Here is a 14,943-nt window from a genome sequence, read left to right on the forward strand (position 1 = left end):
CTTAACATTATACAATATGCAGAAGTAATTGTAGATGTGCCGACTATGCAGACAGACAAGCCTTTCACATACGAGCTCGATGAGCATTTGAGAGATCGTCTTAGCATCGGTATGCGTGTTGTTGTTCCTTTTGGTAAAGGAAATCGCTTGATTCAAGGTTTTGTCGTGCGGATTTTCAATAAGAGCGAGTATGCAGGTAAGTTAAAGAAAATTTTCTCAGTTATTGATTTGGAGCCGGTTTTGAATGATGAGCGTTTAAAAATGGCTGAATGGATGGCACAGTATACATTTTCATTTCGAATAAGCTGTATGCAGGCAATGCTTCCCAGTGCAATGCGGGCTCAATATCAAAAGAAGATAGTATTGTTGTCGGATGATGTTAACGAAGAAGTGCACTCCTTTTTTTCGGGAAAGAATGAAGCTGATTTTGATGAGCAGAAAATCCCAGCCGAATTGCTAGGGCAATTAATAAAGGCGCGTCAGCAAAATAAGGTGGAGATTCGTTATCTTGTTAAGGATAAGGCTAAAGCCAAAAAAATAACTGTAATTAAGTCTCTGTTGACAGGCACCGAAATCGCACGAGAAAAAGATAATTTGAGAACAAATGCAAATAACCTCAGAACATTATTGGATTATTTGAATGACCATCAAGAGGAGCTGATTCCTCAGCTGCAGGTTGAAACTGAGACACATTTGAAGGCTGATGTTCTGCGAACTGCCGAAAAAAAGGGTTGGCTTTTGCGCAAAAGAATCGAACAATATCGAGACCCGAGGAAAAACTTGAACATAGAACAGACTACGCCTAGGGTGCTGACACCGCAGCAAAAAATAGCTGTAGAGGCTGTCAGCCAAAAAGCAGATGAACAGCAACCGACAACATTTCTTTTACAGGGCGTAACCGGAAGTGGGAAGACAGAAGTCTATCTTCAAGTTATCGCTAATGTTTTGAAGGCTGGTAAAACTGCTTTGATGCTTGTGCCTGAAATAGCTTGACGCCCCAGATGGTTGAGCGGGTGACATCGCGTTTTGGGAAAAAAGTTGCGTTGCTGCACAGCGGTTTGTCAAATGGTGAAAGATTTGATGAATGGCGGCGGATAGAAAAAAATGAAGCACAGGTTGTTGTCGGAGCACGATCAGCTATTTTCGCACCATTGAAAAATATTGGAATTATTATTATTGACGAAGAACATGAAACTAGCTATAAACAAGACAATATGCCGCGTTATCATGCTCGCGATGTTGCTAAATGGCGGGCAAAGTATCATCACTGTCCTGTTTTATTGGGAAGTGCAACACCTTCTTTGGAATCAAGAGCTCGCGCTCAAAAGGGAGTTTATCACTGGTTGCATATGGATGCACGTATCAACAAGCAGCCTCTTCCTAAAGTTGAGATTATTGACATGCGGCAAGAAGTCCCTTTTGCTAAAAATATGAATTTTTCAAAAACAATGCTTGATGGTATTCAGCAAACTCTTGAACGGAATGAACAAATAATTTTGATGCTGAATCGACGGGGATACTCTTCATTTATGATGTGTCGCGATTGTGGTTTTGTTTTGAAATGCCCCAATTGTGATATTTCTTTGACGCTGCATATGGATACTCATTCGATGAAATGCCATTATTGCGGACATGAGGAGGCAATACCGCAAATCTGCCCCAGTTGTAAAGGACGACATATTAGGTATTATGGAACTGGGACGCAGCAAGTTGAAACAGAACTTCAAAAAATATTTCCCAAGGCGCGAATTTTAAGAATGGATGTCGATACGACTAGGCGTAAAGGCGCGCATGCCCGAATTCTAGATAAATTTGGTCGGCGCGAAGCTGATATTTTGCTTGGAACCCAGATGATTGCTAAGGGACTGGATTATCCCGATGTTACGCTTGTGGGAGTTTTGAATGCAGATACTGCATTGGGAATGGCTGACTTTCGTGCTAGCGAGAAGACTTTCCAACTTTTAACGCAAGTCAGTGGACGTGCGGGAAGAGCCAATAAGGTGGGACGCGTAGTTATTCAAACATACAACCCAGATCATTATGCTATTCGTTTGGCAAGAGAGCAGAACTATGAATTGTTTTTCAGAAAAGAAATGACGATTCGGCATCAAGGCGTGTATCCACCATACTATTTCACAGTTCAGATTACAGCCAGCTCAAGAGATGAGAGCCAAGCAGCCAAAAAAATGTATCAAATATATGGCGAAATACGGAAGTGTCTAAGTTCGCAAGCAATGATTTTGGGCCCGACACCTCAAGCGGTAGCAAGAATTAATAACAGGTATTTTTATCAACTTATTGTGAAGTACAAGCATGAAGAACGATTATTTTCATATTTGAATGAAGTACTGCATAAGAGTCAAAAAGATGAGCGTAATGGAATTCAAATAATGATCGACAGGGAACCGCTTAATTTTGTTTAGTAAAAGGATGGGGAATAAAAATGACATCAATTGTATTTATGGGAACACCCAAATTTGCCGCAGTAATCTTGGAGGGCCTGATAAAAAATGATTATGATATCAAAGCAGTAGTTACACAACCAGATCGGCATACAGGAAGGAAGCACAAACTAACGGCGTCCCCAGTCAAACAAGTTGCTTTAGCAAACGAGATAAAAGTTTTACAACCAGAAAAAATAAGTGGCAGTTCTGAATTGGAACAGATCATTGCTCTTGCACCTGATTTGATCGTCACAGCCGCGTTTGGTCAATTCTTACCAGATAAACTGATTAAGGCGACTAAAATAGGTGCAATAAACGTTCATGGTTCTTTGCTGCCAAAATATCGAGGTGGAGCGCCTGTTCAATATGCCATTATGAATGGAGAAGAAAAAACAGGTGTAACGATTATTTATATGATTAAAAAAATGGATGCCGGAGATATGCTCGCACAGGCAGAATTGCCGATAACTGAAACTGACGATACTGGAACTATCTTTGAAAAAATGAGTGTTCTTGGCCGAGACTTGTTGTTGAAAACAATTCCGAGGCTAATAGCCGGTAAAATTCAGGCACAATTGCAAAACGAAGCAGAAGTGACTTTTTCTCCTATCATATCACCTGAGCAAGAGGAACTTTTTTTGAATCAAACGGCGCAAGAACTGGATTGGAAGATTAGAGCATTAAGGCCAACGCCAGGGGCATACTTCAAGAAGTTCAATGGGAAAAGGACCAAGTTGTGGCAGATCACGCCCCTTGAAGAAAAAACAGAACTGGAACCTGGTTTTGTCGTAGCAATCAGCAAACATCAACTAAAAATTGCTGCAGCTAAAGGAAGTGTTTATCAAATTGATAGTTTACAACCAGCCGGTAAACCGCGGATGAAAATCACTGATTATCTGAACGGTGTAGGGCAAAACATCAAACTTGGACAAAAGGTGATTGAAAATGACAAATGAAATTCAACAGTCTGTTCGCTTTTTAGCGGTGGAGTTGCTGACAAGAATTGAGCAAGAGGGTGCTTACTCCAACATTGTTTTGGATCAGACAATCAAAAGGAATACTCTTTCTAAGAGAGACGCACATCTGCTGACCAATATAGTGTATGGTGTCTTACAAAATCGTTTATTACTTGAGTATTGGCTTGAACCCTTTACTAAAAAAAATAAAAAAATCACACCTTGGGTTAAACAATTACTATTAAGTGCCCTTTATCAGATGAAATTTTTGGACAAAATTCCTAATCATGCGATTTTGAATGAGTCAATTGAAATCGCTAAACGCAAAGGACACGATGGAATACGTAAGTTTGTAACAGGAATCTTACATGCAATTTTGCGACAGGGAGTACGTGATATCAATGAAGTTTCATCTGATATCGTAAAAATGTCGTTACGAGATAGTGTTCCGGAATGGCTTGTTAAAAAACTGATTAAACAAAATGGTACCGCAAAGACGACTAGTATCTTGCAGTCAATTAATCAACAGCCACACCAAACAGTTCGGATTAACTTTTCAAGTACATCTAAAAAAGAAGTAATGGCGGCTTTACAAAAAGAAAAAGTAGAATATGAAGAGAGTCTGGTTACTCCATCCAGCTTAATTATCACAAAGGGGTTTATCCCTGAAAGCGAGAGTTATCAGCAGGGAGATCTAATAGTTCAAGATGAAAGTGCAACCCTCGTGGTTGAGTCAATGGGAGTTCAACCACAAGATACTATTTTAGACGCCTGTGCTGCCCCAGGAGGAAAAACGGTTCATATTGCTGAAAAACTAGATAGCGGCAAGGTGACTGCACTTGATATACATAAACACAAAGTTAAGTTGATTATAGATAATGCAAGCAGGTGCGGGGTAGCAGATAAGGTTAATGCAATGGTAATGGATGCACGCAAGTCTGATGAATTTTTTGCACCGAAAACATTTGATAAGGTACTAGTCGATGCACCATGTTCAGGGTTGGGCCTGCTACGGCGCAAACCTGAAATTAGGTATCAAAAACATGAGCAGGATCTGTTGAACTTGCAACGAGTGCAATTGGAGATTCTGAATAAAGTTGCAGGATTAGTCAAAGTTGGAGGAATACTGACGTACAGTACGTGTTCAATAATGAATGAAGAAAATCACGATGTTGTTGAGCACTTTTTAAAAGAACACACTGTGTTTGAGTGCTGTAAAACAATGACTGTCAACAATATCAAAGGCGACAGAAATACTCAAACCTTGAGTATTTACCCAGATGACTATGGTTCAGATGGTTTCTTTATTGCAACATTAAAAAAGCTACGTTAAGTTGAGGTGATTTGTCAGTGGAATTTGCTTATAAAAGCGACATTGGGCGGGTAAGAACTAAAAATGAGGATTATGTTGGATTATTCCAAAACAAGGTCGGCATTAAGTTTGCCATTATCGCAGATGGATTAGGAGGACACAAGGGCGGTGATGTTGCCTCAGAGATGGCGGTTTCATATTTAGGTTATCGTTTTGAGGAAACTAAGTTTGATGAGCCGGATGAGGGTAGAGAGTGGCTCAAATTAGAAGTTAATAAGGAAAATAAAATGATTTTGGAGCGAGCACAGCAGTATGAAGATTTGAATGGAATGGGAACGACACTGGTTTGTGCAATGTTTTTTGGTGACAGCTACTTACTGGGTAACATTGGCGATAGCAGAGGGTATTTGTATCGTGAGGGTAAACTTGTCCAGTTGACAGAAGATCATTCATTTGTAAATGAATTGGTTAAAAGGGGACAAATAAGTTCTGAGGAGGCTAAACACCATCCTCAAAAGAATATTATTACACGAACATTAGGTGTTTCTGAGAACGCTAATTTGGATGAAAAAATACTGAAATTAAAAAAATGTGATTTGCTTTTGCTTTGTTCAGATGGTTTGACGAATATGGTAGAGGATGAACAAATAGCACAGGTCCTGTATCAGGAAGCGGACCTACAAGAAAAGTGCAACCTGCTGATTGATTATGCTAATCAAGCTGGAGGAAATGATAATATAACACTTTTAATTGCCCAGTCAAAGGATGAGGCCGAGGTGAAAACAGGATGAAGACGGGATATATTTTGAGTGGTCGTTATAAAATCAAAAATACCCTTGGTGAGGGTGGAATGGCAAATGTGTATCTCGCATACGATTTAATATTAAAACGTGAGGTGGCTGTCAAACTGTTACGGCTGGATCTGCGGGATGATCCGGGGGCAGTGCGCCGCTTTAAACGTGAAGCTATCTCCCTAACTGAACTTGCACATCCGAATATCGTTAGTATCTATGACGTTGGTGAAGAGAATGGAATGCAGTATCTGGTAATGGAATACGTTCAGGGAATGGATCTTAAAAGCTATATTGCAAAAAATTTTCCTTTCAACTATGAACAAATCATAAGCATTATGGAACAGATTCTTTCAGCGGTTGCGGAAGCACATGCACACGATATTATCCATCGTGATTTGAAACCGCAGAATATACTAATTGATTCAAATAATCAGGTCAAGATTACTGATTTTGGGATTGCACTAGTTACTTCAGAATATTCTCTAACACAGACGAATACATTGATGGGATCTGTACACTATCTTTCACCGGAACAGGCGCGGGGAAGCACAGTTACCAAACAGTCAGATATATATTCACTTGGGATCATCCTTTTTGAAATGCTGACAGGTAGAGTTCCATATCAGGGGGAAACAGCAGTCTCAATAGCCTTAAAACATTTTCAAAATGAAATGCCATCAGTGCGAGACTTTGATGAACAAATTCCGCAAGCTTTGGAAAATGTGGTCTTGCATGCGACAGCTAAACTACTTACAGATCGCTATGCTTCTGTTACTGAGATGGCAAATGATTTGGGTACGGCATTGTCACTGGCACGTTCGAACGAAAAAAAGTGGCTACCTGAAAAAAGCAATGATGAAGAAACTAAGATACTGACACCATTGAGGGAAAAGGATTTAAAAAAAGACCAAAAAGCGGCAGAAGACACCAGCAGGAACAAAAAAGAAAAGAAAAAGTGGAGTCGAAGAAAAAAATGGCTTGTCTTTGGGATAAGCTTTCTTATTGTTATATTGCTGACAACGGTGACTGCTATTGGCTTGATGCTTCCCAGAAATGTCGAGATTCCAGATTTGCGCGGAATGACAGAAGTTGAGGCAAAGAGCACTTTAAAAGATTTGAAGCTGAAGGTCGGCAGTGTTAAGCAGCGTTATAGCAGCAAATATTATTATGGTCAAATAGTAGCAAGTCGCCCTAAAGAAGGCACTAGCGTGCGGCAAAATTCAAAGGTCAACATCATTCTTTCAAAAGGGCAAGAAAAATTTAAGTTTGGCGACTACAAGGGACAGTCTTATACGACAGTTAAAAATAAACTTGAAGCCAAAGGTGTTACTGTCCTGAATGAAAAAAAACATTCGAATACGGCTGCTAAGGGTGAAATTCTGGGACAAAGTATTTCGAAAAATAGAAAAGTTATTTGGAATGATACAACAGTAACATTCACTGTTAGTTCCGGAGCCAAAGAAATGATTCTACGGGATCTTACGGGTTACACCAGAAAGAGCGTTCAAGATTACGCAGATGAGTTGGGGCTGATTCTTAAAGTAAAAAATGATGCTGCAAATTCAAGTAGCAGCAATTCCAGTTTAACCGTTTCGCAGTATCCAGCAGCGGGTACGAGTATTCAGAGTGGACAGATATTAGAAATCACTCTTGCAAATGAAGCGCAGAACAGCTCTACTAAGGATAGCTCAAGTCAAAGTTCTTCTGCTTCTTCAAACAGCAAGTCGAATTCTTTTGATGTTAATGTGGCTATTCCTTTTGACGGAACAACGCAGCAATCGAATCCTGATGGAAGTAAAACTAATAAGATTGAAATTTATCTCCAAGATAAGGACCATCGTTTGAGTGATGTCTATGAAACACAGACCATTACGAAGGATACGAATGTTACCTTGCCATTTACTCTTGATAATGGAACCGGCGGCAAATATAAGATAGTTCGCGATGGAACTGTGATTGCTGAACGTGATAATATTACGCATAATGGAAACTAACTTTATTGACACATATTACAACATGAATCTGAGAAATCGGCGGCATGCTGATGAAACGTGAAGGGATAGGTTATAAGCTTGGTAAAGGGACTAATTAGACAATCACTTAGCGGTTATTATGATATCGAAGTAGACGGAATCGAGTACAGGACACGAGCACGAGGTAATTTTAGAAAAAAAGGTCAAACGCCTTTAGTCGGTGACTGGGTGGAGTTTAAAGCTGATAAACCAGAAGAGGGATATATTTTAAAAATATATCCGCGCACGAATACGATGATCAGGCCGCCGGTTGCTAATGTAGATGTGGCAATAGTAGTGACAGCCTGTAAGGAACCGAAATTTTCGAGTAATCTATTAGATCGTCAACTCGTGATGCTTGAAAAAAATAATATTCGACCGCTACTTTACTTTTCAAAGGAAGACCTACTTCCTCCTTCAGAAGCTGAGAAGATGCGTGAGATAATGGCTTATTATCAAAAGTATTATCTGTGCTTTTCTTCGCAAACTGATGAACCTAGTACGATCTTGACTGGATTGAAAAATGATATTGTAGTTGTTATGGGGCAAACAGGGGCAGGAAAATCAACACTACTCAATACCTTAGCACCACAGTTGCAGCTTGAAACCGGTGAAGTTTCAAAAGCACTCAGCCGTGGCCGACATACGACACGTAAAACGGCTCTATTGCCTGTTGAGGGGAATCTAATTGCTGATACACCGGGCTTTTCTTCTTTTGAGTTGCTGGATGTCACAAAAGAACAGCTGCCACTGCTTTTTACAGATTTTGACCAGCGTGGCTGCAAATTTCGCGGATGTTTACATTTGAATGAACCACATTGCGCTGTCAAAGACAAGGTACAAAAAGGTGAAATCCTAAAAAGCAGATATGATAATTATATACAGTTTCAAAATGAGCTGAAACGGCAAAAACCTAAATATAAAAAATGAGGTGTAAAAATGAAAATTGCTCCTTCGATTTTAAGTGCTAATTTTCTGAATATTCAAAAAGATGTCAAAATAGTAGACCAAGCAGGGGCTGAATACTTGCATATAGACATTATGGATGGGCACTTCGTACCTAATTTATCATTCGGCCCGGCAGCCGTTCAGGCGCTTCGGCCAATGACAGATATGGTGCTCGACTGTCATTTGATGGTCGAACAGCCCGACATGTACATCCAGCAATTCGCCCAAGCGGGTGCGGATGTGATTGGTGTTCATGTTGAAGCAACTCCGCACATCCACCGGACCCTCGCACTAATAAAAGAGAATGGCTGCAAAGCGGAAGTTGTCGTTAATCCGGGGACCCCAATAAGCGCCATTCAAGAATTGCTGCCATTTGTTGATGCTGTTTTGATAATGACTGTTGATCCGGGATTTGGTGGTCAGAAGTTTATTCCTGAAGTAGTCAATAAGATTCGACAATTGACCAAAATTCGAAAGAAAGAACAATTTTGGTTTGAGGTAGAAGTTGACGGCGGAATAAATGATACAACAATCAAAGAATGTGCCAGTGCCGGTGCAACAATAGCAGTTGCAGGATCTTTCGTTTTTGAGAGTGAGGATCCTAGCAAAAAGGTCGCACTGCTTAAGGAATTGACCAAAGATGAGTGATCTGAAGATAAACTTAATGGTCGGTGGCCCAAGTTCTGAATGGCCGGAAGGTTTATTTGAGAAACATTCCAAAGAGATATTGTGGGTCGGTGCAGATCGTGGAGCATTCCATCTCGTCAAAAGAGGGATTAGGCCGGCTTTTGTTATCGGAGATTTTGATTCAGCATCATCGGAAGAAAAGAAATTAATAAGGAACGCTGAGTCAGAAATGATAACTGCTAAACCTGAGAAAGACGATACAGATACAGAGTTAGCAATAAAGGAGATTATCCAACGCTATAAACCTTGTGAAATCAATATTTTTGGGGCAACAGGCGGAAGATTAGATCATTTGTTGGCAAACCTCTTTTTTGTGTTGCGAGCCCCATTCTATGAATATTTGCAAAAGATCTTCATTTATGATAAATACAACACAGTCAGTTTTTTTAAACCAGGGGAACATCAGATAAAAAAAGAAAATGACAAACAGTATTTGGCGTTTGTTACACTAACACCTGTCGAGGAATTAACGCTAAAAGATGAGAAGTATCGGTTGAATAAAAAAGACTTTTCTGTTCCCATTTCTTTGGCTAGTAATGAATTTGAAGGAGAAACTGCTGATTTTAGTTTTAAAACTGGTGTAGTGTGTGTCATTCAAAGTAAAGATTGATAAATATGCTGGGGAGAGTTCTCATGAGTTGATAGGGTTGAAATGCAAATGTTTCCAAAGCACGAGCGGTTGCTGTAATTAAAAATGTGCCACACCGAGTTTTTGACATTTGGATAATACAGGCAAAGCCAGCTATGATCGGATTAAAGACGATCATAGCTGGCTTAATTGATTGGCATGGATGAGTTTGTTGAGTGTATAAAAAAAGACTCGCCATTAAACGAGCCCAGCGTAATTAAACGCGTGTTACTTTACCAGATTTCAATGTACGTGCAGAAACCCAAACTTTCTTTGGCTTGCCATCAACTAAGATTCTAACCTTTTGCAGATTTGGCTTCCAGCTACGGCTTGATTGGTTTAAAGCATGCGAACGTTTTTTACCGAATGTCGTTTTTTGACCTGTAATAAAATCTTTTGCCATTATTCGTTCCTCCTTTGTTGCTAGGATTTCGAAGCAGACTCCTGCTTACTTACTAGATAAAGTTATCATAGATGACTCTTGAATGCAAGAATTTTCTGTAAAGTAAAATAACTTGGCAGTTCAGTTGTGACTTACAGCAAAAGTCGAAAATAAAAAGGACAAGGACGTCTGACTGACAAAAGTTTTAGATTCTAGCAATACAGTGATTTGTTTTTTAAGCTAAACAGGCTACTAATAGATGAAATCCATCAAAAGCTATAGTTGATCAGTGTGTGTGATTGGCTCAACAATGAAAAGGACGTTCCTTTCATTGGTGGCGAGGACGGCACGCTAATTTTGGTGGGTTACAAAATTTATGGGTTGTACAGGCAGCTTTACTTTGCTTATAGCCAACTACTGTGTCATGCACAAAACTCTTTTATAACGCTAATCCATTGACATGGTATTGACTTATACTTTATGATAAAATATCGTTAATGATTGTGTGATAAATTAAGGAGGCTATATTTTATGGCTGTAAAAATCAAAACGCAATTCGGAAATATCGATATCAGCAATGATGTGATTGCCACAGTTGTTGGTGGAGCAGCGACTGAGATCTTTGGAATTGTTGGTATGGCCAGCAAGAATCAAATTAAAGACAATTTGAATGAAATCTTAAAACGTGATAACTATTCAAAAGGGGTAGTTGTGCGGCAAGAAGACGCTGAAGTGGCGGTAGATGTGTACATTATAGTAGGTTACGGCACAAAAATATCAGAAGTATGTCGCAATGTTCAAGACAAAGTCAAGTACAACTTGGAATCCATGTTAGGTGTAACTGCTAATTCTGTTAATGTCTTCGTACAAGGTGTACGTGTAATTGAGGAATAGTCGAGTGAAATGGATTAGTGGATTACCAAGGAGGAAAACGAAATTTGAAAGTTACTGAAATTACTGATTCAGAATTTAGAAAAATGGTTCTGATAAGTTCAAAAAAGTTAAATAAGAATGCAGAGTTTATTAATTCATTAAATGTTTTTCCTGTGCCGGATGGCGACACAGGAACGAATATGAGTCTTTCATTTGCTAGTGGCGCAAAGTATGTTAGTGAGTCAACTTCTTCCAACATGGGGGAATTGACTGCGAGCTTGGCTAAGGGACTTTTAATGGGAGCAAGAGGAAACTCAGGAGTTATATTGTCTCAGATTTTTCGTGGTTTTTATAAAAGCACAGAAAAAAAGAAAACTTTGTCAGCTAGTGATTTGGCAGCAGCTTTGACTAGTGGTGTTGAAACGGCGTATAAGGCTGTTATGAAACCGACGGAAGGAACTATTCTTACAGTGTCACGCAAGGCAGCCAGTGCAGCAAAGAAAGAGGCAACTAAAACAGATGATGCTGTCGCAGTTATGAAGGCCGCATATGAGGCTGCAAAAGTTGCTTTGGCAGAGACGCCTGAATTGCTGCCAGTTTTGAAAGAAGTAGGTGTTGTTGATTCGGGTGGTCAAGGACTGACTTTTGTCTATGAAGGTTTTTTTGATGCACTTAGTGGCAAGAAGATTGAAGAAGATGAAGAAGTCCATCAGCCGAATGTTGAAGAGATGGATGAGATGGTCAATGCTGCACACCACAAGAGTGTGCAGAGTCAATTAAATACTGCCGATATTAAATACGGTTACTGTACTGAAATTATGGTACGACTGGGAGCAGGACGTTTGGTTGACCAAAAATTTGATTACGATGAGTTTAGGGAATATCTGAACGGCATCGGGGATTCTTTGCTCGTTGTTGCAGATGATGAGGTTATTAAGGTCCATGTTCATACAGAACATCCAGGTAAAGTGCTGGCGTATGGACAACATTTTGGGTCTTTGATCAAGGTCAAGGTTGATAATATGAGGTTGCAACATGAGACAATCCTAGAACATGACCAAGAAGAAGAAAAACAAGAACAGGAACAAGAAAGCATCAATAACGGATACGGAATTATTGCAATTGCTGCCGGTTCAGGAGTCGGTCAGCTTTTCAGAGGATTAGGAGTCACGCATGTTTTAAACGGTGGTCAGACAATGAATCCAAGTACGCAGGATATTATTGAAGCAATCAAACAGACAAGGGCCGAAAAGGTCATCCTTTTGCCGAATAATAAAAATATTTTCTTGGCTGCGCAGCAAGCAGCTGATGTAGCTGAGATTCCAGTTGCTGTTGTCAAGAGCAAAACTATTGCACAAGGTTTGACAGCGATGCTGGCTTTTGATCCTACGGACTCCATTAAGCAAAATGCTGAACATATGACAAGTGATTTGACATCTGTTGTTTCTGGACAAGTTACTGTTTCTGTACGGGATACGACTATTGATGGCAAAGATATCAAAAAAGATGACTATATTGGGATTGTTGACGGGAAAATCAAAGTTACCAATCCTAACAGGAAGAAAACAGCAATCATGATGTTAAAAAAAATGATAGATGAGGACAAAGAAATTGTGACGATCATTTATGGCGAAGATGGAGACAAGCAGGAAGCAGAAGAGATTCAAGCTGCTGCTCTTGAAATGGACGAGGACCTTGAAGTCGAAATTCACCAGGGTGATCAGCCAGTGTACCCATATTTGATTTCAGTTGAGTAAAGACTTAATATTTGTGAGGTCTGATTGATTCCAAAAGGATCAGTCAGATTTTTGGTATTTGTAAGCTATCACTTAATGTTTAGGAGGTGCTGACGACTTGAAAAGTCTGGCTGATCCTATCAGTGTGTTAAAAGGAGTCGGTCCCAAAAGTGCAGTTGCGTTGAACAAGTTAGGACTCAATACGGTTGAGGATTTGTTATTAGCTTATCCCTTTCGTTATGATGATTTTGCTGTCCGCAATCTGAGTGAGATTGCGGATCAGGAAAAGGTCGCATTGAAAGGTACGGTGGCTTCGGAGGCTGTTCTGACCCATTTTGGGCGGAAAAAAAGCCGACTTAATTTTCGGCTGCTTATTGAGCATGATGTGATTATGGTCACTTTTTTCAATCAGCCGTATTTAGCACAAAAAGTTGAAGTTGGCAAAGAAATGGCTATATATGGTAAGTGGGATAGCAAAAGGCAGCGCCTGTCAGGAATGAAGATTCTTTATAATGCAGCGGGGAGTAGCGATATTGCTGGAGTTTACCGTTCATCAAAGGATGTGAAGCAGCCAACCATTAAGAAACTTGTCAGGCAAGCTTATGATGAGTATAAAGATGTGCTTGTTGATGTTATTCCAGAAAAGACGCGACATAAATTTAGGTTACTGCCGCGTGAGACGATGATTCATGATATGCATTTTCCTAAGGATCAAAAGGCAGCCCGTTTAGCACGACGATCTGCTATTTTTGATGAATTTTTCTGCTTTCAAATAAAATTGCAGTTTATCAAAAAAACAGAGCATCAGGAGCGCGGTATCAAAATTGGTTATGATAACAAACTTCTAAAAAAATTTATTGCAGCGTTGCCGTTTGAATTGACTTCGGCGCAAAAAAAAGTTGTTAACGAAATATGTAGTGATATGCATCACAATGTTCATATGAATCGACTACTTCAAGGAGATGTTGGTTCTGGGAAAACTGTTGTTGCAGCGATAGCTTTATACGCAGCTGTGACCGCGAATTTTCAAGCCGCTTTGATGGCACCAACTGAGATACTTGCACAGCAGCATGCTGAAAAGCTAGATCAGTTATTCTCCGATTTTGATGTGACTGTTGCTTTATTAACTGGAGCAACAGCTGGCAAGGTCAAGTTGAGGCGAGAATTGTTGAAACATCTAAGTGATGGTAAAATCAACATTGTTGTTGGAACACATGCCCTGATTCAGAATGATGTTGTTTTCAAAAACTTAGGTTTAGTCGTAACAGATGAGCAGCATCGGTTTGGAGTCAATCAAAGGCAGAAATTTAAGGAAAAAGGGCACTTGCCAGATGTTTTAGCTATGACGGCAACTCCGATTCCGCGAACATTAGCTATCACTATGTATGGTGAGATGGATGTTTCTACTATCACTGAACTTCCTCAAGGACGTTTGCCGATTGAGACTGTTTGGCTGAGAGAAAAGCAGTTGGGCGAGGCTCTTGCTTTTTTAAAGAAAGAACTTAGTCTTGGTTCACAGGCCTACGTGATTAGTCCTTTAATCGAAGAGTCAGAGATGATGGATCTGAAAAATGCTGAAGAAATTTTTACTAAGCTAAAAAAGAAATTTGAACCGCAATATCATGTTGGTTTGCTTCATGGTCGAATGAAGGGTTCGGAAAAAAATGAAATAATGACGGCTTTCAAAGGCAAAAAAATTGATGTGCTTGTTTCGACGACTGTAATTGAAGTTGGGGTAGATGTTCCCAATGCTACTATGATGCTTATTTTAGATGCTGATCGTTTTGGGTTAGCACAATTACACCAGTTGCGTGGGCGTGTGGGACGAGGTAAAAAAAAGTCATATTGTTTTTTAATTGCTGATCCTAAAAATGATTACGGTGTTTCTAGAATGAAAGTAATGGCGGAAACCAATGATGGTTTTGTAATTGCGCAAAAGGACCTTGAATTACGAGGACAAGGTGATATTTTAGGCAGCAAGCAAGCGGGGCCCCAGACTTTAAAGTAGGAGATCCGGTGGCTGACCTAAGAATCTTGCAGTCTGCCCAGCAAGAAGCCGCAGAAATTATCAATGATCCAAAATTTATGTACAAAAGTGAAAACAAGCAATTATTGAATTACCTAAGATACGAATTGGCTAAGGGAATCAGTTTTGACTGATTGATAGGAGA

Annotated in this window: 10 protein-coding genes and 2 pseudogenes; 11 read left to right on the top strand and 1 reads right to left on the bottom strand. The window is 39.8% G+C overall.

The annotated features are described in order from the left end of the window. The first annotated feature begins 6 nt into the window (after positions 1-6). From priA to JCM15457_RS00700, 8 genes and pseudogenes are all read left to right on the top strand, one after another. Positions 7-2,423 (top strand): annotated as a pseudogene (gene priA / locus JCM15457_RS00665) (primosomal protein N'). A gap of 20 nt (positions 2,424-2,443) precedes the next feature. Continuing rightward, entirely contained in the window at positions 2,444-3,400 is a 957-nt protein-coding gene (gene fmt, locus JCM15457_RS00670; protein WP_034986588.1) for a methionyl-tRNA formyltransferase, read from the top strand. Further along, entirely contained in the window at positions 3,390-4,733 is a 1,344-nt protein-coding gene (rsmB, locus tag JCM15457_RS00675; RefSeq protein ID WP_034986590.1) for a 16S rRNA (cytosine(967)-C(5))-methyltransferase RsmB, read from the top strand. The genes fmt and rsmB overlap by 11 nt, the downstream gene beginning before the upstream one ends. 17 nt (positions 4,734-4,750) lie before the next feature. Beyond that, the gene (locus JCM15457_RS00680; protein WP_034986593.1) at positions 4,751-5,503 is read left to right on the top strand and encodes a Stp1/IreP family PP2C-type Ser/Thr phosphatase; all 753 of its coding nucleotides are present in this window, start codon (positions 4,751-4,753) and stop codon (positions 5,501-5,503) included. Beyond that, entirely contained in the window at positions 5,500-7,500 is a 2,001-nt protein-coding gene (gene pknB, locus JCM15457_RS00685; protein ID WP_034986594.1) for a Stk1 family PASTA domain-containing Ser/Thr kinase, read from the top strand. The genes JCM15457_RS00680 and pknB overlap by 4 nt, the downstream gene beginning before the upstream one ends. A 78-nt stretch (positions 7,501-7,578) precedes the next feature. Then, on the top strand, positions 7,579-8,448 hold the full coding sequence (gene rsgA, locus JCM15457_RS00690) for a ribosome small subunit-dependent GTPase A (RefSeq protein WP_034986596.1): 870 nt from the start codon (positions 7,579-7,581) through the stop codon (positions 8,446-8,448). 9 nt (positions 8,449-8,457) lie between these two features. Beyond that, the gene (gene rpe / locus JCM15457_RS00695) at positions 8,458-9,114 is read left to right on the top strand and encodes a ribulose-phosphate 3-epimerase (RefSeq protein ID WP_034986598.1); all 657 of its coding nucleotides are present in this window, start codon (positions 8,458-8,460) and stop codon (positions 9,112-9,114) included. Further along, positions 9,107-9,763, top strand: coding sequence for a thiamine diphosphokinase (locus tag JCM15457_RS00700; protein ID WP_420836013.1), 657 nt, complete (start codon positions 9,107-9,109; stop codon positions 9,761-9,763). The genes rpe and JCM15457_RS00700 overlap by 8 nt, the downstream gene beginning before the upstream one ends. Positions 9,764-9,998: 235 nt before the next feature. Here JCM15457_RS00700 and rpmB read toward each other — a convergent pair whose 3' ends face one another. Continuing rightward, a complete protein-coding gene (gene rpmB / locus JCM15457_RS00705; RefSeq protein WP_034986600.1) occupies positions 9,999-10,184 on the bottom strand; it encodes a 50S ribosomal protein L28 in 186 nt (61 codons plus the stop codon). A 510-nt stretch (positions 10,185-10,694) separates the two neighbouring features. Here rpmB and JCM15457_RS00710 point away from each other — a divergent pair. The 3 genes and pseudogenes from JCM15457_RS00710 to recG all read left to right on the top strand — a co-directional run bounded on the left by JCM15457_RS00710 (position 10,695) and on the right by recG (position 14,932). Continuing rightward, positions 10,695-11,057, top strand: coding sequence for an Asp23/Gls24 family envelope stress response protein (locus tag JCM15457_RS00710; protein WP_034986602.1), 363 nt, complete (start codon positions 10,695-10,697; stop codon positions 11,055-11,057). A 44-nt stretch (positions 11,058-11,101) separates the two neighbouring features. Further along, positions 11,102-12,793 carry a DAK2 domain-containing protein gene (locus JCM15457_RS00715; protein ID WP_034986604.1) on the top strand — a complete coding sequence of 564 codons (1,692 nt, stop codon included), beginning with the start codon at positions 11,102-11,104 and terminating at the stop codon, positions 12,791-12,793. A 97-nt stretch (positions 12,794-12,890) separates the two neighbouring features. Then, positions 12,891-14,932 (top strand): annotated as a pseudogene (gene recG, locus JCM15457_RS00720) (ATP-dependent DNA helicase RecG). The last annotated feature ends 11 nt before the right edge of the window (positions 14,933-14,943 follow it).

Origin of the sequence: Liquorilactobacillus sucicola DSM 21376 = JCM 15457 (genome assembly GCF_000612445.1) — a bacterium.
Lineage (GTDB): Bacteria > Bacillota > Bacilli > Lactobacillales > Lactobacillaceae > Liquorilactobacillus > Liquorilactobacillus sucicola.